We start from the raw sequence: 26,531 nt of genomic DNA, 5'->3' as shown, positions 1-26,531 counted from the left end.
GTTTTTGGCTAATCCATCTTAACAGGAAGACCGTGACTCGTCTTCTATTTACTCGTCACCTGTCAACACTTTTAGTGACTAGGGCAGGTTATTAATATCTTAAACAAAGACGAGATGGAATTCACACCGTTTTGATCGGCTTCTTGAAAAGGCCGAAACACGTCAAGGATATTTGCCAATCGCATGTGAACTGTTTCAAACTACAAATATGATAAACAACCTTTTCCGTCTACAGAGAGAAGAAAGAGCGGGGAAATCCCTCGTACGATACAGTGAGTTTTCTTTCCTGTTGAAGCATAAGAATCAAGCGCCTTGTGAACAGTCTGTCATTTCAATGCCGTCGGGGTCAACAAAGTCGCCGCTTTAGCCGTCGTTTTTTCCATCGACATGTGTATTGATACAACGTCAAATCCGAAGAAGCGACCGGGAGGTCGTAACTGTTTCAGTTCAATGACACACGTCTTCCTGAATCTTCAAAACTCTCTTTGAAACATGTTGACTTACAGAATTCATTCATATATTTTAAATAGTCAATTATGGAATTCTCATAATTTCATAAATATTCTGGAATAAAAATGTATCAGGACGATACCGAGAAATATTTTTAAAAAGATAGTAATAAAATATGAATCGCAGGATTTATTTAATGTTTTCGCTTTCCGGCATGAGAAACACCCGGGGGGAATCGGTACCGAGACATACCTTTTTCCCGGTGTCGTGTGCGGAACATGTTGCATGTGTTCGGATCGTGCAACAGATGGCGGCGAGGAGACCTTTGGTCGGTGTGGGAGAGATCGGGTGCTGCCGGGTATTTTTTTATTTTACCTCGACCTGTGGTGATATAAACCGAGGTGTGTCGTTTTCGTCCGGATCGGTGTGCATGGTATCTCCTATTCCTGCGGGCAGGGCGGACCGTGATCAAGAGGGCAAGGGTATCTGTCGGTCTTTGGCTTATCTTGAGAAAGCCTTTCGATACCATCCTGATGTCTATTATAAATTGCATGCAATTGAAGGAGTGTGAAGTTGAAAAAGCCGATCCATGTCAAGCTCATAATCGACGGCAAGTGGACATCCTCCACGTCTGGGGAGGAATTCTCCATTATAAATCCCGCGACGGAAGAGGTGGTCGCGACGGCCTGCCGGGCCAACGCAGAGGATACACAGTCGGCGATCGATGCCGCCCAGAGGGGCTTCCATTCCTGGCGGGAGATCGTGCCGTGGGAGCGTTCGAAGGTATTGCGAAAAGCGGCCGCGTTGATGACGGAGCGGAGGGACGGGATCGCCGAGTGGATGACCATCGAATGCGGCAAGCCGATCGGCCAGGCCGTGGCGGAGGTGAACGCGTCGATCGACTACGTGGAGTGGTATTCGGACGAGGCGCGGAGGATCTACAGTAAAATGCTCCAAGGCCGCGATACACAGACCGTTTTTCAAGCGATCTATGAGCCCATCGGCGTCACCGCCTGCTTCACGGCATGGAATTTTCCCGCGGTGCTGCCGATCCGGAAGATCGCGCCCGCCCTCGCGGCGGGGTGCTCGGTGGTGTGCCGGCCGTCCGAGGCGGGATCCATCTGTGCCGCGGAGCTGATCAAGTGCTTTGTCGATGCCGGCCTCCCGCCGGGAACGATAAATCTCCTTACGGGGCCTTCGGGGGTCATCTCGGACCACATACTGCAAAGCCCCGTGGTGAGAAAGGCGAGTTTTACCGGCTCCGTCCCGGTCGGCAAGAGTCTCATCGCCAAATCGGCGGATACCGTGAAGAAAATGACGATGGAGCTGGGCGGCCATGCCCCCGTCATCATTTTCGATGATATCGACCCCGAAAAGCTCGCACAGAGCGCCGTCGCTGCCAAGTTCAGAAACAACGGGCAGGTATGTGCATCGCCCACCCGTTTTTTCGTTCATCGGTCGATTGTGGAAAAATTCACCGAGGCGTTTGTGAAGACCGCCGCCGGATTGAAGCTCGGAAACGGCCTGGAGCCGGACACGGATGTCGGCCCCCTGATAAACGAAAGAAGGCGGAGCGCCGTAGAAACATTGGTCGAGACGACCATGAGCGAGGGGGGGAAGATCCTTCTCGGCGGGAAGCGGCCGGAGAATTTCAAGAAGGGATTCTTCTACGAGCCGACGGTCTTCGTGGACGTCACCGACGACATGACCATCATGAAAGAAGAGCCGTTCGGCCCCCTTGCATTGATCACGAGCTTCGACGGCTTCGATGAGGTAATCGAGAGGGCGAATTCGACGGAATACGGCCTGGCGAGCTATGTGTTTACCCATTCTCTTGAGCTCGTTCACCGCACCGTGGCCGCACTCGATGCCGGTATCGTGTCGGTGAACAACTGGGTGGTGAGCACGGCCGAAATGCCCTATGGCGGCGTCAAGTATTCCGGCTTCGGACGTGAGGGCGGCTCCGACGGCATAAAAGAATATCTCACCGCCAAGTTCGTCAATTGCAAGATGCGTGCGTATTGATTGACGTGCGTTCAATCGACGCCGGCGCTGGGTGATGATGAACCGAAAAGAAAGCCCGGAATTACTTTTTTCGATGTCAACGTAAAGATCACACATCCTTCATACCGTTTGTCCGCTCGAAGCCGCCGGAGAAAGCGGCTTCCTTCTTTTTGGGGACAGGCTTCGGGAGCTCCTCCCGCTTCATCTTGCCCGGTGCAACGGTTCCCCTCGGCCACCTACCCGTGTTTCGAGACCCGCGACGGGGACGGGATTGAGGTATATACGCCGTTTACTCATATACTGTGGTTCCGTCTGTATACTGCGGCCCAGGTCATACACATGGCCTTGCTTTATTCATACCCGTATCCACGAGGGGGCGGCCGCAGGCTGTCTCCCCGTTTGTGCCCGGGGGCGGCTTTGTTGTACGAAATTTTCGCATACTCCCATCGACCCCGTCCGGGGGACCGGTTCCTTCAAAAGCATTGACACCTCATTACGCCTTCTGTAGTATCGTGGAAGCATTGGTTGAAAACGGCTTCTCATGCAGGAGCGATACATGAAACGGATTGTTGTTTTGACGGCGTTGGTTGTTCTGTTTTTCGGCATGATATCGTGCAGCTACACCCCGTCGATCGTCGATGCGGATGGTGAGGCGGTGTACGGGAGCATCGCGGAGATGGCGCCGGTGACCCTGGGCGGCTTCGAGCAGTGGCTGGTGATCAGGGGCGTCGACCGGAGAAATCCCATCCTGCTCTTCATCCACGGGGGACCAGGGGTCCCGGAGACACCACTGTTTATGTCGGTGTGCAAAGATCTTCAGGATGATTTTGTGGTAGTGACCTGGGATCAGCGGGGCACGGGCCTCTCGTTTTCCAAAGACGTGCCGACGGAAACGATGAACGTGGAACAGTTCATTACGGACGCCCACGAGCTGGTCGGATATCTCAAGGATCGTTTCGGGGCCGAGAAGATCTACATCGTGGGGCACTCCTGGGGGAGCGTCCTCGGCATGTACCTGATCGATCGATACCCGGAGGATTTTTACGCCTACGTGGGCATCGGGCAGGTGGTGAATACCTATGAGAACGAGCGCCTCTCGTTCGAGTATGCGTACACCAGGGCGGTGGAAGAGGGCAACAGGAAGGCGATCGGGGAGCTGGAGGAGATCGGACCGCCGGTGAACGGGGTCTATGGAGACGATCCCTCCGACCTGGACGGATTGATGACCCAGCGTAAGTGGCTGTTGAAATACAACGGCGTCATGCACGAGGAATCGAGCCATCTAAAATACTATTTTGCGTATGTTCTTTCGCCGGAATACAGCATCTTCGACGCCGTCAATGTGCTCAGGGGGGTGAACTACTCGCTCGATTTAATGTGGAACCAGGTTCTCCAGGTTGATTTCTTCACGGAAATCACGCAGGTCCAGGTGCCGGTCTACTTTTTTGTCGGGAGGTACGACTACAACACGCCGTTCGAACTGGTGGAAAAGTATTTCGACGTTCTTGACGCCCAGAAAAAAGAACTGGTCTGGTTCGAGGAGTCGGCCCACATGATAAGCAGCGAGGAGCCGGAGCGCTTCACCCGCCTGATGGTGGATAAGGTTTTGAGGGAAACATATCCGAAATTCCCGTAATTGTGAGAAATCGGTTCATATACATATTCAGTGTTTGCGTTTCTACTGTAATATTATTTGAGCTGCTGTTAGTGTATATATATTTCTCACGCTCAGGAGTGATAGATGAAACGGATAGTTATGTTATCAGTGATGTTCGTTCTTTTTATCGGCATGGTCTCGTGCAGCTACACCCCGGCGATCGTCGATGCGGATGGTGAGGCGGTGTACGGAAGCGTCGCGGAGATGTTCCCGGTGACCCTGGGAGGATTCGATCAGTGGCTGGTGATCAGGGGGGTCGACCGGACGAATCCTGTGCTGCTCTTCATCCACGGGGGACCGGGGACTGCGGAGACGCCGCTGGTTCACTCGGTAATGAAAGACCTGCAGGAAGATTTCGTGGTGGTGACCTGGGATCAGCGGGGGGCCGGCCTGTCCTTCTCGAAGGACGTGCCCCCGGAGACGATGACCATTGAGCAGTTCATTTCTGACGGTCACGAGCTGGTCCAATACCTGAAGGAGCGATTCGGGGCGGAAAAGATATACGTGGTGGGGCACTCCTGGGGGACGGTCATCGGCATGCGGTTGATCGATCGATACCCGGAGGATTTTTACGCCTATGTGGGCATCGGGCAGGTGGTGAACAAGACCGAGAACGAGCTCATCTCGTACGAATATGCCTATAACAAAGCGGTGGAAACCGGCAACGAAAAGGCGATCAGGGAGCTGGAGGATATCGGTCCGCCCGTTGATGGAATGTACGGGGACGATCCGTTTAGCACTGACGCATTTAGAACGCAGCGCATGTGGCTGGGGAAGTTGGGCGGCGTTTCGTACGGCAAAACCAGCGATTTGCAGTATTACTCCGTTTATATCCTTTCGCCCGAATACACAATATTCGACTCTCTGAATGTGCTCAAGGGATCGAAGTTCTCAATCCCGTTGATGCAGCATCAGCTGTTTGGACTCGACTTCTTTACCGAGATACCGGAAGTGCAGGTCCCTGTTTACTTTTTTACCGGAAGGCACGACTACAACTCGTCGTTCGAACTGGTGGAAGAATACTACGAAGTTCTTAAGGCTCCGAAAAAAGAACTTGTCTGGTTCGAAGAGTCGGCCCATAGTCCGAATCTTGAGGAACCCGATCGATTCGTACGCCTGATGGTGGAAAAGGTCCTGCGGGAGACCTATCCGAGGTTTCCGTAGGCAACGGTGTCACCGAGGGGAATGATGCATCCGCACTGCGGGGTGGTGGAAGGGGGATGATGTGGGGCGCTGGATGCTGGAAGTCGTCTGAGGTGAGGCGGAAAGATCAATGTACCCTGGCCGGGGGGCGAAAGAGAGGGGCGATGGGAGGTGCGGTGTGTTAAAAATTCCATCGGGATATCCCGATGGAATCAGTAGTACTCCCGCCGCGCCCCCATCACAAAGAAGTCCGCGATGAATCCGGCCAAAATCAAGGTGTAGCTCTTGACCTCCTCCATGCTCCTGCCGGGGTACTGGGCGTAGCTGGTCATGATGCCGTTGAGGGCCGAGAAAAGCGCCCGGGACATCATCTCCGTATCTCCCTTATACCCGGACTTCACGATGACTTGAGCGAATACCTCAATAACCTCCCCGAGCATTGGATTGATGCGGTTTATATTCTCCTCGCTCAGCATGTCCCGGGGCATGAAATGACTCATCATCTGGAAAAAGGAGATGTTGTCGTTGAGAAAGCGAACATACACCTCGCTGAGCTTTCTGATGGTGCATGTTTCATCACCGAGGCACTCTTCGTGGAGCAGTTCCTTTACCTCCTTTATTCCCAGGTAGAAGATCTCCAAAAACAGGTCATCCAGATTTTCGTAGTAGCGGTAGATGGTCGCAGGACTCACCCCCGCCTCGGCGGCGATGTCCCGAACGGTGATGGCCTTGAAGCTCTGACGGGAAAACAGGCGCTGGGCGGCCCGAACGATCAATTCCCTTCGGGCCTCGTGCTCTCGGTCCTTGAGGTCTTTGAATGTCAGCTCCTGCATATAATGCGATATCCCCTCTGCTGTGGTGAAGCTGTAACAAGTTGGAAGGATCTGCGCCGGTAGACGGGCGTTCACGTATCAGTGCCGCCGAAGCACATCGGCATGCACGATATCGCTTTCGTCTATAGTAATCGACACAGGCCGATTAGTCAAATGAATAAAACACGGTATTTCGTAAGTGCCTGAAATTACATGTAAATGTCCGATATGATTGAAAAAATGCCTGATTTTTGGGTGTCTGTATCGAGTACAATTGAGTACGATAATGTAGGTTCATTTTGGAAGAATTTTGGAAACATTTTACAGCAGAAATATAATCGCTATTCGTGACTTCGAGTGGAAAATACCAGGCGGCCGAGGATTTCGATGTCTGATTCGGGGGACGTGATGATGGGGAAGTTGGCGATATCGGCGGGTGCGAAGATAAGAAGATCATCTGATCGGTTCGTAAATGAACGGATGAGGAATGTGTCATCGTGGTGTATGAGATAGACAGAGTTGGCTTCCAGGGTGCCGTCGAACGGTGTAATGAACACGGTATCGTTGCGTTTCACGATCGGCGCCATGGAGTCGTCATCCATGGTGGCGGCTATTACTTCCTGGTGATCAGTTTGAAACGGGTATTGTGTGGTGCGGGCATCCGTATTGTGGTCAAAGACACCGTTTTCCAGGGTGAGCCCATTGAGATTTCCGGAAATACGGCCCAGGTGATCGATCCATTTTACACCCCGGATCTTCTGGATCATTTTACCGACATCCCTTTTCACTGTCTTGGGGAGCTCTTCGTCTTTTGCTATCTCCTTAAAGGTTTCAATGAGAAGCGAAGATTTATACATCGCGCCGTATATTTCCTTCGGATCAAGATCCAGTTTTTTAATGATTCTCTGGATGGTTGTCAGTTGAGGGATGTTATTGTTTTCGATGATATCATAGATTGTCTGTGGCGATGTTTGTGCTTTTTTCCCGAGCTGTTCATATGTCATTTGAGTTTTTTGCTTATAGTCCAGCAGAATGTCCGAAAGGGTTTTGATGTTCATGTTTACCTCCTCAATCAAGTATTACAAAAATGATACATCAATAAATATGGATATGTCAAGCATAATTGTCAAAATGGATAAAAAATTTTCTAAAAACCATTTTTTCCTTGACATGATATTTGATATGGCATATGAAGAAAATACATCCACATAAATGGAGTATTTTTGATGATTAAAAATGCTTACAAAAAAGATGCCTTGAAACAGCTTTATAAGAGATCAGGGAAAAGTATGGAGCAAATAGCGAAGGAGCTGACGGAATCAGGTTTCAAGGTCTCGACACAAGCGTTTTGCAATCATGTAAACAATAGCTCAAGCCCTCAAGTAAAATACCTTCTTGCATACAGTAACTACTTCGGAGTAAAACCCAGTTATTTTTTCACAAAAATATCTGATTAGGCGGATAACATCATGTCATCCATCATAACAGATACCGATTTCATGAATACATTGATTCGTGAAATCAGGCGTCCCAGGTTGACGGAAAGAATTGACGTAACCGTCGAAGAGCTCTCACAACTCACCTCATTTTCAGTCAAACGACTGAAAGACTACATCTACCGAAAAGACAGACACCAGCTTGAGCTGGGGATACCTGCGTTGCCGGCGAAGAAACCCTCCGGGACAAACGGGACGATACGGGTGCGGCTGGAGGATTACCATGTGTGGTTTGAGCAGCTTCCGGACGCAATGATGGAATGAAAGGAAAATATGAGGGGTAGGTGAAGATTTACAGGGACCACCGTGGCCATGGTTGTTTAACACCTCCTTTCTTCCATGGCCGCCCCTCTCCACCTTACCAGGTGAAGGACATGTCAATAAAACCACTCGGGAAAAGGAATTACGGATCGATTCCCCACATGAGCGGATCGAGACTGGGCCCGAGCGACCAAAAAGCAGAACCGGGGCAGGAGGAAATCGCCACACAAAAGTTGAGACGGGGAGATCACCTGATCGTAACCGAGAAGATGGACGGCAGCAACGTAGGCGTGGCGATGATAGACGATGTTTTATTTCCTCTCACACGGGCGGGATACCTGGCCCGAACTTCTCCCTATGAAATGCACTACGTGTTTTCCGAGTGGGTATATGAGAACAGCGAAAGATTTAAGTCATTATTGAAAAACGGGGAGCGGGTCGTCGGTGAATGGTGTGTTCAGGCTCACGGGACATTATATCGTCTCGACGTTGAGCCTTTTTTCATTTTTGACCTTTTCGGTCCTAATGGAAATCGCGTGACGTTTGACGAAATGGCTGAGCGCGACATTGATTCCGGTGCCTGTTTTCCATGGCCGCGCGTTGTGTATCGCGGATCGAACGCATGTTCGGTTGAACAATTCAAAACACTGATACCTCCCCCGGGATTTCATATGGCTCTTGATGGGTATGAGGGCGGCGTATGGCGGGTTGAGACACATGATCGATTCAATTTTATCATGAAATATGTGAGACAGGACAAGGAGGATGGGAAGTACCTTGAAGCGGATCCACCTATCATAAATTCGTGGGTGTCAAATTCCGAGGCGCTAAAAACATACAGAAAATATTATTTATCAATAGCAAAAGAGAACTGCATAGCATAGATAAAGGTCGTGCCGGACCTTTCATAAAAGCGGCGAAGAGAAAATCACCTGATCAGGGTAGTGAGTCATGACCACGAAAGGGCTACGTGCAAAAAGCACGGTCGGAGTCAGCGGGTGAGGTGCGTCCAGCGCCGGAAGGCGCGAATTTTGGGGGAGGGGGGGCTCGGACTGGAACTCGAAGTCGGGGGCATCGATGAGACCGAAAACCACAAAGACAAAACAACCCGCTTCGAAGAAGCGGATACTTGAGGAGTTGAAAACTACATATAAGTCTTACTACTACATATTCATTATGGGAAAGAGTATAGCTTCCCCCCTCATAGAAAGATCATAAAAAGAGTGAAGTACTCAAGAAGCGGCCCCTACGGGGCCGGATAGAAAGAAAAAAATGAGTAAACACAAACTACCCGAGCGCATATCCACACCGCAGGAATGTCCCAGATGCGGCCAGACCTTAGCAGATACATACAAAGACGGGGCCGATGTGAATATGATCGACGACAACAAAACTTATTCGTGGTTTTGCCGCAAATGTAAAGATGAGTGGTGGTACGAACATCGTTATACCGATCGCGGTTTATATCAAAAGGGAGAATCAACGCAACAGCAACGAGTAATATGGAGGAAATGCGAGCGATGCGGAAGGGAATGGGGTGATTATCCGAATTGGCCTGACGGCTTTTATCCAAATTGTTGGTGTGTTATTTGCCGGCGTGTTATTTGTAGTGAGTGCGATGCGAGATATGAATGGGAAGGCGCAGGGGAGAGTCTAAAGATAGTGAATAAGTTCGAACTGGGTGAATTTGAAAAATATGATAAACCGGGTTGGAGTTGGTTGATTTGCGAGCAATGCAAACCGTTCGTGGAAAAGTTTAACAAGCGCATCGTTGAGATAGAGGCGGAATATGAAGCCGCCAGGAAACGGCTGATTGAAGAGATAGAGGTTAAGGCAAAGGCATAAATAGGAAAAAGACATGAAGAAGTATTTTCAGTATTTCGTCTATGTAATAAAGCACAAATACTACGTTGCCCGGGAGTGTTTCAAAAGGGGGTGGTATTGGAGGGGAATCGTTCATGACATGAGCAAGTTTCTGCCGAGTGAGTTTTTTCCATATGCAAGATATTTCTTCGGTGGAAAACAGAACCAGGATGAATTTGAGAAAGCAGTCCTCAAGCACTATCATCGGAACCCGCACCACTGGCAGCACTGGGTATTGTTGGGTTCCAGTAAAGCACCCAAACCCTTAAAAATTGATGACCCACATTTGGTCGAAATGGTTTGTGACTTGCTCGGCATGGATATGGGGGACGCCGAAAAGACGAGAGCTTATTTTTTGTCTTGTGTGGGTAAATGGATTATCCATCCAGTATCAAAACACTTGATCAGTAAGATGCTCTGCTATGAAGATGGAACAAAATAAATTAACTGGCAAAGAACTTCATGAAATGAAATGGGGGGAGTATGTGGATCTCCTGGTTCCGTTGATCAAGGCGGTTCTTGGGGCTCAATATCCCAAAAACCCCTATCCCTTCATCGGGAAGTTGGTGGGCGAGCACGGCCGGAAGCGGGTATATGAGTTTTTCGACAGGTATGCGTTGCCGCAGAACAGGCACATATTGAGACGATATAAGAAAAGAAGGGGTTTTGTGATCGCAATGTTGAGAGACGGTTTTGTCGAGACGCCGGAGTATAAGGAGATCGACTGCACGGAAGCGGGGCTGTATGGCGAATGAGAGATTACGAGTTCCGCCGCAGAGCATCGAATCGGAGATGGCCGTCCTGGGCGGGATATTGATCGACAATGATCAATTTCCGAAAGTGCTGGATATGATCGGATCGGGTGATTTCTACCGCGTCGCACACGGGAAAATTTTTTCTTCCATGGTGAACCTGTATAACCAGACCGAGCCGGTAGACCTGGTAACGGTGACCGATGAATTGAGGAAAAACAACAACCTGGACGCCGCCGGTGGCGCCGCGTATATATCCAGCCTTGTTGACAATACACCGACAGCGGCGAACATTGAATACTACGCGCGCATAGTCCGGGAAAAAAGCATACTGCGAAGGATCATACTTGTATGCAATGAGACGATAGCAGACGCCTTTACTGACAGTCGAGATCCGGAGGAGATCATCAACAGTCTGGCATCACAGATTATCGGGCTCGGGATATACAAGGACCGGACCGAACATATCAGAAATCCACTGAAACGGGAATATGCGCGGATCGGTGCACAATATGAAAGGCTCAGGAGCGGAGAAGATAAACAGGTGCCCGGGTATCTGACAGGTTTTGAAAACATAGACTCCGTGTATGGCGGGATTCAGAAAAAGACCATGCACGTGGTGGCCGGGCGGCCCGGGTCCGGAAAGACTGCGTTTCTGGCAAACGTGATCGGATGTTTTGCACAACAGGCGCCGGTTCTGTTTTTCAGCCTGGATCAACAGGCGGAAGAGTTCGCCCGGCGGTTGATTGTATTCGGGTCAAAAGTAGACAACTATCGCGTGCGTGACGGGTATGTGAGAAACGAAGAATGGTCAAAAATTATTTCCGCTATCGACGAGTATTACGAATATCCAATTTACATCAATGACGACACAAATCTCAATATTCAGGATGTCGTAAATATCACCCAGAAGCACAAGCATGAACATGGGGTCGGGATTTTAATCGTCGATTACCTCCAGATGATCAGGAGGCCCGGACGCGATACAGAAAACAATGAGCTGGGGGAGATTTCAAGCAGGTTAAAGGCATTGGGAAAAGAACTGGACATGGGTGTGATGGTGCTTTCCCAGCTCAATCGCAATCCGGCGGCGAGAAAAGATGAAATGCCGAACCTAACTGATCTTCGCGGTTCAGGTGTGATCGAACAGGACGCCCACACGGTGGCGCTGCTTCACTGGGATCCAAAAAGTAAAACCCCGGGGGTTCTTGGTGAAGGAATGCTGAAATATATCATCGCAAAGAATAAAGACGGGAAAAAGGGAACGCTTTCCATAGATTTCAAGAAACCGATTTATCAGATGATTGAAAGAGACTGGGAGGATTAATAACAGGAAAAATGGAAACTCTCGTTTTGACCATAGACGAAATCCGGGACTGGCTGAATTGCCGCAGGTTGTATTACTATCGTCATTTTTGCCGCCTGACGAACGGGAATCCGAAATATTCCAGATTGTTGGAAGAGGCCGTGAAGAAGTCTCTGTATCGATGGCACATGGGACAGGGGTTGTCCTTCATTTTCGAGGATATCATTCATTATTTTGACAAGCAATATTTCGACAATCAAAAACTTTCAAAGCAGACCCCCCTGGGCAGAGACGATCGGTACATAAAATGGGCGGTTGAAAATGAGCCGATTGCTCGACAGATAATAAAGGCATATGCAGATCACTATCTGCCCGATCGAGACAGATTACTACAATCGGAGCCGCCGGATTACGAGCGAACAAGGGTACTTTTGGAAACACCGACAAGGGACTGGATGACACCCCTGGAATCGAGCGGTGAGGTGCTTGTTCCGATCAGAAACATCGAATCCGGGAGGAAATCCCGGGGGTGGTGGTTGAAGGTGAAACCGGACATGCTTTTCGAGGCAGACGGCGAGCGCGGCCTGATGATCTGGGATATCAGGTCCCGGTTTGGTGATCATTACGAGAAGTGGTTAAAACTGAATCTGGCGATTCCATATCTGATGTATGCCTTACAGGAACACAACGGGCTGGGATTGTATCAGTGTGGATCCAAACATACAAATTCAATTCGTCGGGTGCACGTGCGGATGATCAGGAAGCAGAAGCCGAAAAAGGGCGAGCAGTTTACGGAACGGGTGTTTTTCAACAAGCGGGATGGGGCGTTCGAGGAGGCGATCAAGGAGCTCTATGCCATCGCCCTGGATGTCTGGACGTGCTCAAAAGAGGGTGATGTTGAGCTTTTCTATCGCAACCCGGAGAATTGCAGATATTACCGGTGTGAATATCAAGAATTATGCTTTTCCGGTGGGGACATCGGCGAGATGAAAAAATATAAGGTTATTGGTGATGATGATGGGAGAGCTATTTAGCCCGGCAAAGAACGAACAGAAATACGCGAAAGTGGGAATACTGGGATTTCAGGGTTCCGGTAAAACATACACAGCTACATTATTTGCGATTGGACTGTTGGACATTCATTTCAAGTTGACCGGGGAAAAGGCTAAAGCAGCCTTTTTCGACACAGAAAACGGTTCGGATTTTGTAGCGCCGATGTTTGAACACGCAGGTTATGAATTGATCGTAGCTCGATCAAGAGCGTTTGTGGATTTGAAAAGGGCGTTTGATATGGCAAAAAAATCCGGCGCCGAGGTAATGATCATTGATTCACTAACACATGTGTGGCGTGACCTGGTGGAAAGTTACAAGAAGGGTAAAGGCCGGAAAAAATTACAATTTCAAGACTGGGGAGAGATAAAACCGGTCTGGTGGGAATATGCGGACATTTTTACAGCGTTTCCCATGCACGTGATCGTGTGCGGTCGTGCAGGGTATGAGTATGAGTATGAGGAGGATGAGGACGGGAAAAAGGAGCTAATCAAGACCGGCACAAAGATGAAGGCAGAAACAGAGTTTGGTTTTGAACCGTCATTAGTGCTGGAAATGAGATCAATACGCAGAGAGAAAAATGGGAAACCGGGAACTGGGGTAATTGAAAACGTCTGTACTGTGCTCAAGGACAGAGCGCATAAGATCAACGGTTTTGAATTTATCTTTCCGACATTTAAGGATTTTGGACCACATTGGGATCATTTGAAAATGGCCGGAAAGTATAGATCGGTTGATATCACCCGAGACTCACAGGTGCTTTTCAGGACTGATGGCGAGGGAAACTGGAGGAAACGCCAAATAGAGCGTGAAGCATTGTTAGAAGATATCAAGGGGGAATTTATCCGGAGGGGTATCGGTAAAGGGAAAGAAGAAATGGCATTTAAACATCAGGTATCCCATGAATGTTTCGGAACCGATAACTGGGTAAGAATCAAGGAGGAGGTAAACAGCCAGGACCTCAAAAAAGGTGTGGAATTGATGAAGGACGCTATGGATGATCTGATGAATGCTTTTATCCGGAATCCGGATGGTGTGGATGTCAAGGGCATCGTGCAGAGGCACCGGGAGCAACTGGCGCAACAGAGGAAGGACGATGATCTTCCTTTTGACGATATAAAGGAAAACCAGGGGGAGCAGCAGGGAGAAGCCCAACCTGCACAAGAACAAATACAACAGCAGGATGAGCAGCAGGGCGTGGATGACGAGGGGCAGAAAAACATGTGGGAGGATTAACAACCGAAACGGGAGTGGAGGTGTGTTATGTACGGGGCGACGGCGATTGATATCAATGAAATCGGTTCGGATGGGAATCCGGAGCGGGAGATGCTGGTTCGTGAACAGGCGGCCATATACCGGGAGGGCATGGCGCTGTTGAACGATCGGAACAGGCGCATACACATGCTGTTTCTGTATGGATACAGCATGAACTACATCGCACGGGTGTTTGGTCTCACCCCGAATGCGGTGCAGAAGCGTCATAACCGCTCATGGGCCGTCATTGCAGAGCATGTGAGATGTCGGTTTGAAGAACATCAGACAGGGAAAAATCCTGGCGATTGATCCATCTTCAAAAAAGACCGGATGGGCGCTGTGGAAATCAGGAAAGTATATAAAGAGTGGGGTTCTGGCGTTCGATAGTTTTGGCGGGGCGGTTCGACAATGTTTGGAGGTGCTTGATTCGGTTTCACCTATCGACGCACTGGTGATTGAGGATCAGTACTATCACATGAACGCCAAAACCCTCAAGGTGTTGGCCGAGTTTGCGGCGATATTCAAGGTATTGGTCAATGCGAGAAGTGATAAAGTGGCAATATTTGTCATACCACCGGCGACCTGGCAGGCGAAGATGTTGGGCGGCGGGAACACCAAGAGGGATGAGAGAAAAAAGCGTTCCACTTTACTGGCACGCATGAGGACGGGGAAAGACAGAATAGGTGAAGATGAAAGCGATGCAGTGAATTTGGGGGAGCATTTTACAATTTATGGGCCGTATACACGCACATCAAAAAAGGGAACTGGCAAAAAGTCTGCTGGGCGCGCATGATCGTGAGGTGATCTGTCACGGGCCGTATGTATCCGCATGGAAGAACGGCGAGCGGGAGAGCATCAACTGGACGAAACTGCCGCTGCCGCAGTATGTGGTGAACAGGGTGATGCGGCATTACCGTCGGTTCGAGCGGCACGTGGCCATGTTGCTGGGGGGCACGGAGATCCAAAGCTATGAGTGGGAGATCGAGAAGGAGGCGAAGCTTCGGTACATCGGCCTGGTACTGAAAGAGGTGGACGGTCTTTCCCTTCCCGGCAGTCGGATCGTTCTGTTGATGCACCCGCCCGATAATCAGGACATCGGCATCGGTGACATCATGGACGAGACGGGGCTTTCACAGGCACGGATACACCGGATATATGATCGGTGCGTGAAGATTCTTGCGGTGCGGTTTTTGGCCGAAGGGTTGTTTTTTGAGAATGTGGGAGAAGCGATGTGACAAAGAAGGCGGTCATCGTGCTGGGAATGCACCGGTCCGGGACGTCGGCGATTACCGCCGGTCTGGAGGCTATGGGGATATCCCTGGGAAATTATGAACTGGAAGCGAACCCGGAAAATCCGAAGGGGTATTTCGAAAACGGCGCGGTGCGGGGCCTCAACGACAACCTCTTGAAGTTTCTGCACAGCCGATGGGACAACCCGTTTTTCGACGGCCGGCGGGCGATCGATGAGGCGGGCGACGGTCTTTCCGATTTTTACCGGCGCGCCGATGAGATTTTCAAAAAGAATTTCGAAGGGAAGCCGATCTGGGCAGTGAAGGATCCCCGGATGTGCCTGACGCTGCCCTTCTGGGTGAAGGTGTTTGAGCGGCATGGATTCGACGGGACGAACACGTATTATCTGCACATGGTCCGCCATCCGGTGGAGGTGGCCGAGTCCCAGCGTGAGCGACACAAGAAGGTGCCGGCGTTTCACTTCATCGGTTCGGATCCGCGGCAGACCATGGCGCTGTGGCTGTCTCACCACTACCAGGCGCTCCGGGAGGTCAACTCGAACAAGAATATCGTGGTGCTGTTTCACAAATTGATTGAGAATCCGACGCAACAGATGTTCCAGGTCGAACGGTTTTTGGGGATAGAGCATGGTCGGGAAGCGGTGGATGAATACTGTCGTGGGTTTCTTGAAAGGGGCCTCAAGCATCACAATGAAAAAGACGACGCCCCCATGATATGGAGCAGATGCGTCCGGGTTTTGTATAGGTGGTTCTGCGAGATGGAGGAAGAGTATCCTTTCGGCAAGGGTCATATTGACGATATTCTGAATTGCCTGAGTGACTATGAGGACGCACTGGAGCTTTTTCACCCTTCGGCGGCGTTGCTTTCGGATGCGTGGTATCGGTGGCAGGGCCGAGGCTGGTGAGGTGGCTGATGAAGTGCAGAAAAAGGCACTTGCTTGAGACGTGGGAACTTGGGATTGAAGGCTAAGAGTCATGCGGGGTATATGTTTGCAGAATTGGTGGGAGCTTTTCTGTTGTCGCCTCCACCCCCGAGGGTGCATGTGTCAAGGCGTTAATTAAGGTATTGGAGGGGAGAGATGAGTGACAGAGATATCAAGGTTGATGTGGATAACACCGCAGCAAATAAGGTGCTGGAAGAAAAGACAAATGAACTGAAAGCAATACTTGAAAAACACGTACAGGAGAAAGAAAAAGAGCAAGTCGCATTTATGAGCGATGAATTGATAAAACGCATGCAATTAAATGAGAAAAAAGCACACCCGTATTGTCCTTTATGCGGATGGCATAATACAAGAGTGGTCGAACGGAGGATTCATTGCGATGATTGCGATCATGAGTTCATTTTGAAAGAGGAGGCCCCCGATGAGAGAACAATGGAAAAAGGTGTGTAATTTTGTCGGCTGGCCCTATGAGGAAAAGGGTGGTTGTGTAGTCAGGCGGTTTGCCCCAGCCCTATCCTGGGCAATCATCGACAAGCTGACGGATGAGACAAATAATGTAAAATTCATTCCTGATGTGTCAGGAAGATCGCCGAAAGGTTTTGTTTCTATTGATATCCACAATGAATATGGGAAACACATTAAAACTGTTATCGGCATCGGCCCCACCAACGCCGAGGCTTTGATTGATGCGTTGTTGAAGTATTTGGAGGGAAGAGCTTGACACCCCCCGAGAACATGACCATTTTTTTGTGTAAAAAAACTCCATAAAAACGCGGAATGAGTACAAAAAAATCAAAAAAACTCTTGACTTTCAAAAACGAAACACTTTATAATAGGTGGTAACTGGATTAGTGTGTCCAGGAGAATAACCATATCCCCAAATATACAACGGGGAGGTCGAAACCGGCCTCCCCGTTTTTTTTATGCCCGTGAAATTCCCAAAGCCTGAGCGATACGTCAACAAGAAGAACATCAAGATGCTCCACGATGTGCCGTGCCTGGTTAATAACAGGGCGTGTACCACGGGGACATACGCACATCACGTAAAGACCAGGGGGGCCGGGGGCGGAGACGAGCCGGAAAATCTGATGCCGCTGTGTTTTGTGCACCACAATGAGATTCACCTGACCGGGACCGCCCCGTTCGTGAAGCGGTATAACCTGTATTTTGACGAAACAGAGAGACGATGGAAACGACGGTAGCAAACAGGGCGATCGAGGCCCACGAGATATTTCAGAAACTCATCGGTGTGATCACGGACCGGAATCGGAACGTGTTCATGATCGGGGCGTATCTGAAAGAGATCCGGGACGGTGAGCTTTTTCGCGCCCTGGGGTATGATTCCTTCGCCGAGTTCTGCGCGTCTCCTGAGATATCGTTTCAGAAGTCGACGGCATACAATTTCATCGGCCTTCACGAGAAGTTCATCCTGGAGCTGGGGTTGAGTTTTCAGGAGATTGGAAACATCCCGTACTCGAAGCTGGTGATCATCATGGGGCTGGCGACGGCGGAGAACGTGCACGATCTGTTGACACTGGCCCGGGAGCTGGCCATGGGGGACCTAAATGAAGAGCTGGAGTTCAAGGGATACCGGACCGATGCGGACGGGACCCCGGTGGAGTATCGCTCCAGGGGGATGAAGCTCTTTGAGAAATACACGAAGCTTCCCCTGGCGGACCGCGCCGAGTTCGACCGGGAGTGGAGACGGTTCAATATGGTAGAGGGCGCCGGTGGGTGAGAGCCAGTATATCACGTTCCCGGAGTTTGAAGAGACGCTGGAAGAATATTTCAGAGGGGATCGCACCCAGATACAGCAGGTCGTGAAACTGGGGGCGGATGTTTCTGGGCATCGGGAAAGTATTTATTTTCCAAAGAAATGGAACCTCAAGACCAAGGCGGACACCCCGTATAAAAAATTTCGCGCCGGCCTCGTGAATCTGGGACAGGAAGCTCTGGTGATATTCCTCTGTGAGAGGCATCCCTGTAAGAGGGTACGGATCCCGAAATCCGCTGTGAGCATCAAGGACCGGATAACGCTCACTCCGGCCGACGATGTTCGGCTGACCAACCAGCTTGAGAGGGAGCTGCTTGCCGCGGTCGGCAAGGATGATTTTGACATCGCCCGTGAGGAGCTGATAAGGCTGTATACCAATCTTCCCGAGGACGGATCCGGACAGATGCAGCGCCAGGCGATGGACCTGGTGATAAATTCAACACAGATACAGCAGGTCAATCGCCTGATCCAGTCGTATTTGACCGATTCGTCGGGACGGCCGATCAAAAACTCGGACGGGACGCAGAGAACGCCGCCGGACAAACTGTGGGGGCGTCTCAAGGAGCTGCGGGGGACCCTGGAAAAGCGGATGAAAACCCTGGGATTGACCGCGGAGGACATAGACAAACGGCGGAAGGACGGAACGCAGGGACTACACCGGGCGGCGGAGGCCCTGGCCGAGAGGCTGGACGAGGCGCTGCCGACGGCGAACCTGGAAGCCGACGCGAAGGAGTTTCTTGAAATCGCCCAGGAGAGTTACACGCCGCCGGAGGACTCGGAAGAGATGCCGGACGGAGACGTGATAGATGAGATAGACCTAACCCTGATACATGAACCGGCACCCGACGCTACCGAGCGTTAAAAAACATAAACCGCGGCATGTGCGGCGCATGGAGCAGATCGAATCCGATCTGCTTATTTCGTTGTACCAGAATCCGGTGGCGGGGGTTCGGGAGTTCTTTGATGTGGAGCTCCAGGGGGATATCAGGAAGGACGACGACGGCATCATCCTGTGGGATGACTACCAGGTGGGGTCCTTCCTGGACTGGAGAACCCGACGACAGCTTGAATGGTGCGGTCGGGGTGTGGGGAAGAGCATGTACCTGGGGGCCCTCAAATGGGCCTACTGGGGCGTGGTGCTTCCCTACGTGTTCATGGCGATCTACCGGACGAAGCGCCCCATGGGGATCCGCTTTGTGGTGACCGGCAACAACATGGACACCGCGAAGCAGCTCCTCCAGTACATCAGGAATTTTATCGCCGTGTCGCCTCTGTTCGCCGCGGAGATCGATCAGCACAACGACAGCCGGATGCTGCTCCGGTTGAAGAACGGGACGGAATATCACGTTCGGGCGGGGAGCGACGCCGCCCGGGGGCTGAATCCGTACAGTTTCCAGTCGGGCAGACTGGGAAAAACCATACTCGGGATGACGGTGGTGCTGGCCGACGAGTATGCGTACTTCGTAGATCAGGATTTCTATACGGAAGTGGTGGAGCCGTATCTTTCGCTGGGGATGAGTGTGTTCCATGCCTTTTCGACACCGAACGGCAAGGAGAACATGGCCTATCAGAACAGCGTCGACAGGGATTTCACCGTCCGGGCGTTTCACTCGGCCCAGAACGCATATCGAGACATGCGGGAGCTGGTGAAAATCTATCGACGTCTCGTTGACATGGGATTTCCGGAAGTATGGAACGAGGAATATATGGGGATCCCCCAGGACGCGAAAAACCGGACATTTCCGGAACGTCTTGTGCTTCGGGCCATCGAGGGGTTCCCGGGCGGCGTGCTGGACAAGGATGAGCTGCTGTGGACAGACGAATACATCCGGGAGCATGCCGAAGAGCTGGTTGCAAAAACCGGGCCCCTTTTTCTGGGGGGCGATCCGAACAAGGGAAAGATGGAGCGGGGACAGCAATCCGACGCCTGCGCCCTGGCGATCGTGGAACTGCAACAGAACCCCTTTCGGCTGGTGCTGCGGTACGCCGCGGAGTGGGGAAACCCGGAGAGCGTCAAGGATGAATATCGGGAGCAGATAGATCTTGATGAATACACCGAAAAAATCATCTGGTTGTATAAGACGCTCAAGATCAGACAGGGCGGGGTGGACATCAACCCGGGACGGGGGATTGTCCTGGCGCTGTCAAACATGACGCCGCCGATTTTGAACCTTGACTGGATCGACACCGACAGCTCGAAGCGGGGACGGGAGATCGACGATATTGCCCTGAGTCTGATGGAGAAGGGGCAGCTTGTGATTCCGCCGGAAATGATTCTGCGAATGTGCTTCAAGCGGTACGGAACGACCAACGACAAGGGGACAGGGAAAAAGAAAAATGATCTCATGAAGGCGATCCTTTACGCCGTCTATATGGCGGTGCAGGAGGGCGTGGCGCGGCACGCGCCCCCGGAGGTGGTGACCATTGACCGGAAGGGAGGGATCGCCATGCCGAGGACCGGGAGGGCTGAATCGATTTTGCGGGAGCGAAACCTGACGTCGGTGGGATTATCCACGCTGACATCTGTGGGGAAACATGGGACGAACCTCCGCTAAGACCGAAAAAGCGCGGGAGGTGGTGATCTACGACCAGTTCGGCCGCCCGAACAACCCGGTTCCGGAGGGGAAGCGGCCGTTTTCGGTTCCGGTATTCAAGGAGGGGTGGCAGAGTCGGCTTTTTTACCGGACATCCCTGGAGGCGATGAGGCTCCAGGTCCTCAACGACATGTCCGCCATGCTGAACACCTTCATGTTCGGGCCGGCGGACTACCTGAGCGCCTGGGCCACAGCGGAGATGCCGAACCTGACGTTTGCCGGCAACGGGGACAAAAAAGCGGAGACGATCGTCCGGGAAATGCTGAGCCGGGTGAAATACGAGAAGCTGCGGGCTGATTTTATCTACAACGGGGTATTCCGGGAGGAGTTCATCTATGTGGATATCGACTATGAGCCCTGGTTTCTCGGATATCTGGGGATGGGGCTTATAGAGCGGATTATTGAGGGGATAAAGGAGGGCGCGAAAATCGGGAGCATACGGGGGTTGAAGCATCTGCCGCCAGAGTGGACCTACAAATGGTTCAATGCCGCGGACGAGCCGATCAACAACACCCGGGCGTATTTCCAGAGCAAGGACCGGTTTTTCGGGCAGGTAGACGAGAACCCGCCGGTGAACAGCGTGTTTATCCCGAATATAAACATGATTCATCCACGGTGGAACCATCTGCGGCACGCCAACGTATGGTATTCGCGGCCGGCGGGTGTCAGCAACCGGGAGCAGTTCAACCGGGTACAGTTGATGCTTGAGGACTCGGTGCTGGACAGTCATTTCAGCCTGAACTCGTTTCTGACGTTTTTCATCAACACGGCGGGAAAAGAGAGCGGTGCGGATGAGGAGCAGATCAAGAAGTTTAAAAAAGGGATTCTGGGAGAGAACAATGAAAACGAGGAAAGCGTGTTGGCGGCCGGATCCATGTTTTTTCTTTCCGGCACCGACGACGTGAGGACGATCAGCGATGATCGGCTGTACTCGATACGGGCCCAGGACAGTCAGATACAGATCGATCTTCTGTTTCTGAACACATTGTTCCCTGCGGCCTTGGCGGGATACAGCGGCGGGCAGAAACACACCGGCGAGAGCTTGGATGTGATCAAGAAACACGGCGAGCTCATCATGGGTCGGGTGAACAAGTTTGAGTGGTGGGAGATGCTGAGGCCGCTCATCGAGCTGGAGCTGTTTCTGAACGGGATCGTGGGGATGGACATACAGGCGAAATTTCCCCAGACGTCGTTCGACTCCCGGAGCGTGGAGGAAAAGATTCGGGCGAGCCGGGTGGATCAATTCACCATGAGCCGCCAGAGCGCGTTTGAGGGGGCCGCCGCCGACACCTGGGAGGCGGAACAGAAACGGATTATCGAAGAGCACAATGCGTTCAGGGATGCGGGCATTGATGTGATTTCATACAGAGAAGACACGACAGCTCAGGACATGGACAAGGGCACCAAGGGAAGTCCCGGGGACGGGAAGGTTACACCGGTTTCAAAGCAGGAGGGATTCAGCGATGACCGGAAGGAACGGAAGAACCAGAAACAGGAGTAACGCATGTTTGACGGACTTTCCGATAAGGAAAAGGAGGTCTGGGGTAGCGTTGTGAACCGTGTGAAGGCCGAAGAGGGCGACGAGCACGCCGCGGTTCTTCGTGCGAACGACGCAGTGCGTGAGATGAGGGCCGAGCATTTTGTTTCGTATCCGAATCATTCGGGGGATGTAACCATCACCCGGTTTGGCGTGGAGGATGCGGACAAGGGGATCATGATGGCCATGAACGGCAATACCGTGGTGGAGTACTACTTCGACAGGCGGGCGCCGCATCACTGGAACGAGCAGAACGCCCAGGAGTGGTACGGCAAGCGATACGGCGGGTTTGCGTGCATGGCAGACCTGGCCGTCCGCATTGATGATGCCGACCTTCCCGAGAAGGTGAGAAAGGCAAAAGAGAACCTGGCCGCCAGCGGGAAAGTTGATCCGTTTATACGACGGCTGGCCCTGACGACCGGGAACTTCACGGTGGGAAATGGGCTGAAACTGAAGCTGACACAGGATTTTTACGACAGGTTCGGTCCCGAGTACGAGGGAAAGCCGGTCTACAAGGGACATCACGGCTTCGGCGACACCGACCATCGCCCCATGATCGGGAGGATCCTGGCGTATCAGAAGGTCGGCAACAGCCCCCATCTCTGGATTTACCTGTATGACACGGAAACCATTACCGCCATTCGGGAGAATGAGGCGCTGGGAATAGAGGATGATGATGACGTACCCTTCGGGCAGTTTTCCATTGAGGCGTATTTGATGGAAGGTGTCGACCATAAGGACGGCTACAAAGAGCCGGTGAAGCTCTATCGCAAGGGGAAGGGTATCGCGCTGGTGAACGTGGCGGGAGCGACGGGGACCAGGGTGGAGAGAATCGCAGCGAAACAGGAGGATAATTCGATGAGTACCGATACAGATAAAAAAATCAGCGAAGCCACTGTGGATGAGCTGATGGCGCACGAGAAGTTCGGCGAGGCGTTTGCCGCCCATGCCGAGAAGATGGCGGGGGAGGAGTTCAACGCGGAAAACCCGGTGGTGAACATCCTGACCAACCTGGCGAAGAATCATATGGACAGGACGAACGCACTGATCACACAGGTCAACGAGGGCATGGTGAACTATCTGAACCAGGAGGCGCTTCGAAGCAAGGTGCTGGAGTCGGCCACCGCGGAGGAGATCAGCGCAATGGCCGCCTTCGGCGAGGCGGTGAGGGCGCTCCCGGTCGATCAGATCAAGGAGCTTCCCGGCTTCGGTGACGCCGTGAGGGCCATGGGAGAGAGCGACTGGGAGAATATCCCGGCGTTTAAGGAAGCCCTTGCGGCGAAGGGGGGAGGCGATGCGGCTGGTATGCAGGCCGCTGCGATTGTCGGGGATGTAATAAAAAACATCTTCGAAGGCAAGGGGCTGGTGCTGGGAGCGGAAAGCAATTCTCCGGGGGGAGGTCAGAAGATCCAGGAAATCGCCGCCATCATGGCGAAGGCGAAGGAGGGGGCCGGTCTGGTGGACCTGCCGTCCGATGAGTTTGAAAAAGCCATATCTGCGGGGGCAGTGAACATAACGGCGAAAAAAGCGGAATAGAGAACAGATCTTTTGCCCCGGGAGGGGCTGACGCGGAAAGAGAGGGCAAAAGATGGCGACAGAAGATTTAATTAACGGCACCACGCCGACGCAGATAGATGCCACCATCCCCGAGATATGGGGATTGCGTGTCTATCATGAATTTCAGAGGCACATGCGGTGTGCCCTGCTGATGGGATCCGAAGGCTCCGACATGGCGATCATCGTCAAGCGGGAGCTGGAGAGGGGACCGGGGGACATCATCCACGTGGAGAAGCGTCTGCGGCTGGAAAGCGCCGGCGTGTCCGGCGACACCACCGTCCTCAAGGGAAACGAGGAAACGCTCCAGTTCTCCCAGGTGGATTTAACGCCTGTACTGTACCGTCACGGTGTGGGCTGGTACAAGCGGGCAAAAAAGAAATCCATCTCCGAGCTGAGGACCGAAGCGAAGATGGCCCTTGCAGAATGGGCGGCGGAGCTGGTGGACGACAGCTTTTTCGACGCCGCCATGGCGGGAAGCAATGTGCTCTTTGCGGGCAGTGCGGCGGGGTCCGGTGATCTGACCGGCGAAAGCCTGATGACCGCGGATGATATCGACCGGGCGGGAACGTATCTCAGGGACAACAAGGTTCCCCAGGTGGCGATGACCGACCGTTACGTGGCGCTCATCAGCCCGCGACAGGGGTATCATCTCGGCAAGGACGACGCCTGGATCAAGGGGAAGCGGGAAGCGGACCTTCGCGGGAAGCTGAACCCGGTATTCGCCCACTTCATCGAGCCGGATTACCTGGGTGATTACCAGGGTGTATCCGTGTTTGAGACGCACAGCGTACCGCTTGTGGATGGGGCTGTGAGCGGGCACATCCAGGGAGCACTGGTGATGGGCGCGGAGGCGTTCGCGTTCGCCGTGGGAGACGCCACCGGCGGCGGCAAGATTCCCATCAACTGGGAGGAGGAATCTTCGGATTACAACAACATCAAGGGAATCGCCGTGGAGCTGGTTTTCGAGTCCAAGCTCTTCAGGGATGAATCTCTGGTGCGGGTGTATACCGCCGGGGATCTTCCTTCGCTGGGAGGATAAACAGACCATGAAAGAGGGGGGGCGTAACGCCCCTCTTCTTCATTGAGAGGAGTTTCTGGAATTGGGAGATTTCACGGTTTTTTACTGGATCGCCGATCATGACGGGTGCGCCGCCGCCCGGTGTCTGATGCCGTCGAAATACGCGGAGACCATGGGGCAGTTCAAAAGCAGCGGCCACCAGATGCCGATTTCGAGCATGTTTGAATCCGACATCGTGACAGTTCAGCGGCGCCACTCAGACAAAGACATGAACATACTTCTGAAACTTCGGGAGAAGGGCAAGAAGATCGTGGTGGACATGGACGACGATCTGTTTCACCTGCCGCCGTCGAACCCGGCCAGCAGGATCTATACAAAGGAAAACCTGGACAGGGTGACCCGCCTGCTTCGATTCGCCGATCTGGTGACGGTATCCACGGACACCCTTGCGGGTGAAGTCCGAAAGTACAACGATAGGGTGGAGGTAGTGCCGAACGCGGTTCCCGTGGAGCCTTTGAGCTGGTGCCGATGCCGCACTCAGGCGAGCGGCAATATCCGGATAGGGTGGATGGGGAGCATTACCCACGATGAGGATCTGCGCGCCGTCTGCCAGGCAATGATGGCGGTCGCCCGGGAGAGGGAGGACGTGGAGATTGCCTTCATGGGGGGATTTCCGGGCGCGGTGATAGCCGACCTGATGGCCGATGGCCTGGTGACGAGGAACGAGGAGACCGGGAAGCTGGACGTACCGGCGGAGACGATCGCCCGGGAGCGACGCATTTTCCTGATCCGCGGCGTGCCGGTATACCAGTTTTACGACAACCTGGTATCCGCCGGGTTTCACATCGGCCTGGCGCCCCTGGCGGACAACGCCTTCAATCGGTCGAAATCGAATATCAAGTACCTGGAATATACGGCGATCGCCGGGGTACCCACCATCGCGTCGGACGTGCTGCCCTACGGGAGCACCATCGAGGACGGGGTGGACGGCGTGCTTGTGAGAAAGATGCGGGTGGCCGATTGGAAGCGGGCGATCCTGCGCCTGGTTGACGATGAAAAGCTTCGCATCTCGCTGTGGCAGAACGCCTACCGGAAGGTGGCGACGGAATATAACATTTCCCTGACTGTCCGGCGATGGAAGGAGGTTTATGCAGAGCTCCTTGAAGGTTGACATCCTGATTCCCGTGCATAACGCCCTGGGGCATTTTTGGCAGATGATGACGTCGCTGAATCGCCATACCGAACGGAAGCGGTATCGGCTGATCATCGTGGAGGATGCGTGCAACCTGGAGACGAAACGGTTTATCGCCGGGATCAGGCCGGACGTGATGATCGCGCACCCGAAGCAGCAGTGGTACACGAGGGCGGTGAACAGCGGACTGGATAGAACGGAGCATGACATCATTGCGGTGCTGAACACCGATATCGAGCTGTGCGAGGGGTGGCTGGACGGTCTGCTGCGGTATTTCGACGACAAACTGGTGATGTTGGCCGGCAGCGATCATCAGCCGAATCGGGTCGATCCGACGTATCCGAGACCGCCGGACTACCTGACCGGGCACTGCTGGCTGGTCAGACGACGATTTTTGGAAGAGCACGGAACGCTGGACGAAAACCACGCCCATATCGACAGCGATCGACACTTCAGCTATCGGGTGTGCGAGCGGGGGTTTGTGGTCGCCCGGGACCATGCACTCCCCATCATTCACGGAAAGGGGCCGAGCTGGGGGAGGAATCTCCGGGCGCTGCCGAGAAACGACAGCCTTCCGAAGCCGAACAACCGAAAACTGAAACCTGTCGGGAGATAGA

General features: G+C 52.6%; 28 protein-coding genes. 26 read left to right on the top strand and 2 right to left on the bottom strand.

Annotated elements, in window-relative coordinates; genetic code table 11:
• The first annotated feature begins 1,023 nt into the window (after nucleotides 1–1,023).
• The 3 genes from JW885_02990 (at nucleotide 1,024) to JW885_02980 (ending at nucleotide 5,275) form a co-directional block, all read left to right on the top strand.
• On the top strand, nucleotides 1,024–2,475 hold the full coding sequence (locus tag JW885_02990) for an NAD-dependent succinate-semialdehyde dehydrogenase (GenBank protein MBN1881115.1): 1,452 nt from the start codon (nucleotides 1,024–1,026) through the stop codon (nucleotides 2,473–2,475).
• A 535-nt stretch (nucleotides 2,476–3,010) separates the two neighbouring features.
• Nucleotides 3,011–4,090 (top strand): alpha/beta hydrolase, encoded by a 1,080-nt coding sequence (locus JW885_02985; GenBank protein MBN1881114.1) that lies wholly within the window; start codon nucleotides 3,011–3,013, stop codon nucleotides 4,088–4,090.
• A gap of 105 nt (nucleotides 4,091–4,195) precedes the next feature.
• The gene (locus JW885_02980; GenBank protein ID MBN1881113.1) at nucleotides 4,196–5,275 is read left to right on the top strand and encodes an alpha/beta hydrolase; all 1,080 of its coding nucleotides are present in this window, start codon (nucleotides 4,196–4,198) and stop codon (nucleotides 5,273–5,275) included.
• Nucleotides 5,276–5,466: 191 nt separating this feature from the next.
• Here the strand turns inward: JW885_02980 and JW885_02975 are convergent, their stop codons facing one another.
• Together JW885_02975 and JW885_02970 are read right to left on the bottom strand one after the other, a co-directional pair.
• Nucleotides 5,467–6,087: a TetR/AcrR family transcriptional regulator gene (locus tag JW885_02975; GenBank protein MBN1881112.1), complete on the bottom strand. Its 621-nt coding sequence runs from the start codon at nucleotides 6,085–6,087 to the stop codon at nucleotides 5,467–5,469.
• Between the two features lie 320 nt (nucleotides 6,088–6,407).
• Nucleotides 6,408–7,124 carry a LexA family transcriptional regulator gene (locus JW885_02970; GenBank protein ID MBN1881111.1) on the bottom strand — a complete coding sequence of 239 codons (717 nt, stop codon included), beginning with the start codon at nucleotides 7,122–7,124 and terminating at the stop codon, nucleotides 6,408–6,410.
• Nucleotides 7,125–7,535: 411 nt separating this feature from the next.
• Here JW885_02970 and JW885_02965 point away from each other — a divergent pair, with 411 nt between their 5' ends.
• The 23 genes from JW885_02965 (at nucleotide 7,536) to JW885_02855 (ending at nucleotide 26,530) form a co-directional block, all read left to right on the top strand.
• On the top strand, nucleotides 7,536–7,826 hold the full coding sequence (locus tag JW885_02965; protein ID MBN1881110.1) for a hypothetical protein: 291 nt from the start codon (nucleotides 7,536–7,538) through the stop codon (nucleotides 7,824–7,826).
• Between the two features lie 110 nt (nucleotides 7,827–7,936).
• Nucleotides 7,937–8,707 (top strand): RNA ligase family protein, encoded by a 771-nt coding sequence (locus JW885_02960; protein ID MBN1881109.1) that lies wholly within the window; start codon nucleotides 7,937–7,939, stop codon nucleotides 8,705–8,707.
• A 388-nt stretch (nucleotides 8,708–9,095) separates the two neighbouring features.
• Nucleotides 9,096–9,668 (top strand): hypothetical protein, encoded by a 573-nt coding sequence (locus JW885_02955; protein MBN1881108.1) that lies wholly within the window; start codon nucleotides 9,096–9,098, stop codon nucleotides 9,666–9,668.
• A gap of 13 nt (nucleotides 9,669–9,681) precedes the next feature.
• Nucleotides 9,682–10,128, top strand: coding sequence for a hypothetical protein (locus JW885_02950; protein MBN1881107.1), 447 nt, complete (start codon nucleotides 9,682–9,684; stop codon nucleotides 10,126–10,128).
• A gap of 43 nt (nucleotides 10,129–10,171) precedes the next feature.
• On the top strand, nucleotides 10,172–10,441 hold the full coding sequence (locus JW885_02945) for a hypothetical protein (GenBank protein ID MBN1881106.1): 270 nt from the start codon (nucleotides 10,172–10,174) through the stop codon (nucleotides 10,439–10,441).
• On the top strand, nucleotides 10,431–11,765 hold the full coding sequence (locus tag JW885_02940; protein ID MBN1881105.1) for a replicative DNA helicase: 1,335 nt from the start codon (nucleotides 10,431–10,433) through the stop codon (nucleotides 11,763–11,765). The genes JW885_02945 and JW885_02940 overlap by 11 nt, the downstream gene beginning before the upstream one ends.
• 11 nt (nucleotides 11,766–11,776) lie before the next feature.
• Nucleotides 11,777–12,778, top strand: coding sequence for a hypothetical protein (locus JW885_02935; GenBank protein ID MBN1881104.1), 1,002 nt, complete (start codon nucleotides 11,777–11,779; stop codon nucleotides 12,776–12,778).
• A complete protein-coding gene (locus tag JW885_02930; protein MBN1881103.1) occupies nucleotides 12,756–14,030 on the top strand; it encodes an AAA family ATPase in 1,275 nt (424 codons plus the stop codon). The genes JW885_02935 and JW885_02930 overlap by 23 nt, the downstream gene beginning before the upstream one ends.
• Nucleotides 14,031–14,057: 27 nt before the next feature.
• Nucleotides 14,058–14,357: a sigma-70 family RNA polymerase sigma factor gene (locus JW885_02925; protein ID MBN1881102.1), complete on the top strand. Its 300-nt coding sequence runs from the start codon at nucleotides 14,058–14,060 to the stop codon at nucleotides 14,355–14,357.
• On the top strand, nucleotides 14,320–14,841 hold the full coding sequence (locus JW885_02920; protein MBN1881101.1) for a hypothetical protein: 522 nt from the start codon (nucleotides 14,320–14,322) through the stop codon (nucleotides 14,839–14,841). The genes JW885_02925 and JW885_02920 overlap by 38 nt, the downstream gene beginning before the upstream one ends.
• Nucleotides 14,780–15,283: a hypothetical protein gene (locus JW885_02915; GenBank protein ID MBN1881100.1), complete on the top strand. Its 504-nt coding sequence runs from the start codon at nucleotides 14,780–14,782 to the stop codon at nucleotides 15,281–15,283. Before JW885_02920 ends, JW885_02915 begins: the two co-directional genes overlap by 62 nt.
• The gene (locus JW885_02910) at nucleotides 15,280–16,203 is read left to right on the top strand and encodes a sulfotransferase (protein MBN1881099.1); all 924 of its coding nucleotides are present in this window, start codon (nucleotides 15,280–15,282) and stop codon (nucleotides 16,201–16,203) included. Before JW885_02915 ends, JW885_02910 begins: the two co-directional genes overlap by 4 nt.
• A gap of 174 nt (nucleotides 16,204–16,377) precedes the next feature.
• Nucleotides 16,378–16,692, top strand: coding sequence for a hypothetical protein (locus JW885_02905; protein MBN1881098.1), 315 nt, complete (start codon nucleotides 16,378–16,380; stop codon nucleotides 16,690–16,692).
• Entirely contained in the window at nucleotides 16,664–16,963 is a 300-nt protein-coding gene (locus JW885_02900; GenBank protein MBN1881097.1) for a hypothetical protein, read from the top strand. Before JW885_02905 ends, JW885_02900 begins: the two co-directional genes overlap by 29 nt.
• Nucleotides 16,964–17,165: 202 nt before the next feature.
• Nucleotides 17,166–17,444, top strand: a complete 279-nt coding sequence (locus tag JW885_02895) for a DUF968 domain-containing protein (protein ID MBN1881096.1) — start codon at nucleotides 17,166–17,168, stop codon at nucleotides 17,442–17,444.
• Nucleotides 17,429–17,980 (top strand): hypothetical protein, encoded by a 552-nt coding sequence (locus JW885_02890; GenBank protein ID MBN1881095.1) that lies wholly within the window; start codon nucleotides 17,429–17,431, stop codon nucleotides 17,978–17,980. The genes JW885_02895 and JW885_02890 overlap by 16 nt, the downstream gene beginning before the upstream one ends.
• Entirely contained in the window at nucleotides 17,973–18,878 is a 906-nt protein-coding gene (locus tag JW885_02885; GenBank protein ID MBN1881094.1) for a hypothetical protein, read from the top strand. The genes JW885_02890 and JW885_02885 overlap by 8 nt, the downstream gene beginning before the upstream one ends.
• A 28-nt stretch (nucleotides 18,879–18,906) precedes the next feature.
• Complete coding sequence (locus tag JW885_02880) at nucleotides 18,907–20,571, top strand: hypothetical protein (protein ID MBN1881093.1); 1,665 nt, start codon at nucleotides 18,907–18,909, stop codon at nucleotides 20,569–20,571.
• The gene (locus JW885_02875; GenBank protein ID MBN1881092.1) at nucleotides 20,552–22,111 is read left to right on the top strand and encodes a hypothetical protein; all 1,560 of its coding nucleotides are present in this window, start codon (nucleotides 20,552–20,554) and stop codon (nucleotides 22,109–22,111) included. The genes JW885_02880 and JW885_02875 overlap by 20 nt, the downstream gene beginning before the upstream one ends.
• Before the next feature lie 3 nt (nucleotides 22,112–22,114).
• Nucleotides 22,115–23,683 (top strand): hypothetical protein, encoded by a 1,569-nt coding sequence (locus JW885_02870; protein ID MBN1881091.1) that lies wholly within the window; start codon nucleotides 22,115–22,117, stop codon nucleotides 23,681–23,683.
• 52 nt (nucleotides 23,684–23,735) lie between these two features.
• Nucleotides 23,736–24,743, top strand: a complete 1,008-nt coding sequence (locus JW885_02865; protein MBN1881090.1) for a N4-gp56 family major capsid protein — start codon at nucleotides 23,736–23,738, stop codon at nucleotides 24,741–24,743.
• Between the two features lie 61 nt (nucleotides 24,744–24,804).
• Entirely contained in the window at nucleotides 24,805–25,893 is a 1,089-nt protein-coding gene (locus tag JW885_02860; GenBank protein ID MBN1881089.1) for a glycosyltransferase, read from the top strand.
• The gene (locus tag JW885_02855) at nucleotides 25,871–26,530 is read left to right on the top strand and encodes a glycosyltransferase (GenBank protein MBN1881088.1); all 660 of its coding nucleotides are present in this window, start codon (nucleotides 25,871–25,873) and stop codon (nucleotides 26,528–26,530) included. The genes JW885_02860 and JW885_02855 overlap by 23 nt, the downstream gene beginning before the upstream one ends.
• The last annotated feature ends 1 nt before the right edge of the window (nucleotide 26,531 follow it).

Source organism: Candidatus Zymogenaceae bacterium (genome assembly GCA_016931225.1).
In the GTDB taxonomy this organism is placed as follows: domain Bacteria; phylum Desulfobacterota; class Zymogenia; order Zymogenales; family Zymogenaceae; genus JAFGFE01.
The sequence above is the reverse complement of the archived record's forward strand: the minus strand, read 5'-3'. Positions and strand labels throughout refer to the sequence as shown.

Bases quoted from the DNA above. Each gene is read 5' to 3' on its own strand.
- JW885_02985 (MBN1881114.1), top strand. From the start codon at position 3,011: ATGAAACGGATTGTTGTTTTGACGGCGTTGGTTGTTCTGTTTTTCGGC.
- JW885_02980 (MBN1881113.1), top strand. From the start codon at position 4,196: ATGAAACGGATAGTTATGTTATCAGTGATGTTCGTTCTTTTTATCGGC.
- JW885_02975 (MBN1881112.1), bottom strand. From the start codon at position 6,087: ATGCAGGAGCTGACATTCAAAGACCTCAAGGACCGAGAGCACGAGGCC.
- JW885_02970 (MBN1881111.1), bottom strand. From the start codon at position 7,124: ATGAACATCAAAACCCTTTCGGACATTCTGCTGGACTATAAGCAAAAA.
- JW885_02965 (MBN1881110.1), top strand. From the start codon at position 7,536: ATGTCATCCATCATAACAGATACCGATTTCATGAATACATTGATTCGT.
- JW885_02960 (MBN1881109.1), top strand. From the start codon at position 7,937: ATGTCAATAAAACCACTCGGGAAAAGGAATTACGGATCGATTCCCCAC.
- JW885_02955 (MBN1881108.1), top strand. From the start codon at position 9,096: ATGAGTAAACACAAACTACCCGAGCGCATATCCACACCGCAGGAATGT.
- JW885_02950 (MBN1881107.1), top strand. From the start codon at position 9,682: ATGAAGAAGTATTTTCAGTATTTCGTCTATGTAATAAAGCACAAATAC.
- JW885_02940 (MBN1881105.1), top strand. From the start codon at position 10,431: ATGGCGAATGAGAGATTACGAGTTCCGCCGCAGAGCATCGAATCGGAG.
- JW885_02935 (MBN1881104.1), top strand. From the start codon at position 11,777: ATGGAAACTCTCGTTTTGACCATAGACGAAATCCGGGACTGGCTGAAT.
- JW885_02930 (MBN1881103.1), top strand. From the start codon at position 12,756: ATGATGATGGGAGAGCTATTTAGCCCGGCAAAGAACGAACAGAAATAC.
- JW885_02925 (MBN1881102.1), top strand. From the start codon at position 14,058: ATGTACGGGGCGACGGCGATTGATATCAATGAAATCGGTTCGGATGGG.
- JW885_02915 (MBN1881100.1), top strand. From the start codon at position 14,780: ATGGGCCGTATACACGCACATCAAAAAAGGGAACTGGCAAAAAGTCTG.
- JW885_02905 (MBN1881098.1), top strand. From the start codon at position 16,378: ATGAGTGACAGAGATATCAAGGTTGATGTGGATAACACCGCAGCAAAT.
- JW885_02900 (MBN1881097.1), top strand. From the start codon at position 16,664: ATGAGAGAACAATGGAAAAAGGTGTGTAATTTTGTCGGCTGGCCCTAT.
- JW885_02895 (MBN1881096.1), top strand. From the start codon at position 17,166: ATGCCCGTGAAATTCCCAAAGCCTGAGCGATACGTCAACAAGAAGAAC.
- JW885_02890 (MBN1881095.1), top strand. From the start codon at position 17,429: ATGGAAACGACGGTAGCAAACAGGGCGATCGAGGCCCACGAGATATTT.
- JW885_02880 (MBN1881093.1), top strand. From the start codon at position 18,907: ATGGAGCAGATCGAATCCGATCTGCTTATTTCGTTGTACCAGAATCCG.
- JW885_02875 (MBN1881092.1), top strand. From the start codon at position 20,552: ATGGGACGAACCTCCGCTAAGACCGAAAAAGCGCGGGAGGTGGTGATC.
- JW885_02870 (MBN1881091.1), top strand. From the start codon at position 22,115: ATGTTTGACGGACTTTCCGATAAGGAAAAGGAGGTCTGGGGTAGCGTT.
- JW885_02865 (MBN1881090.1), top strand. From the start codon at position 23,736: ATGGCGACAGAAGATTTAATTAACGGCACCACGCCGACGCAGATAGAT.
- JW885_02855 (MBN1881088.1), top strand. From the start codon at position 25,871: ATGCAGAGCTCCTTGAAGGTTGACATCCTGATTCCCGTGCATAACGCC.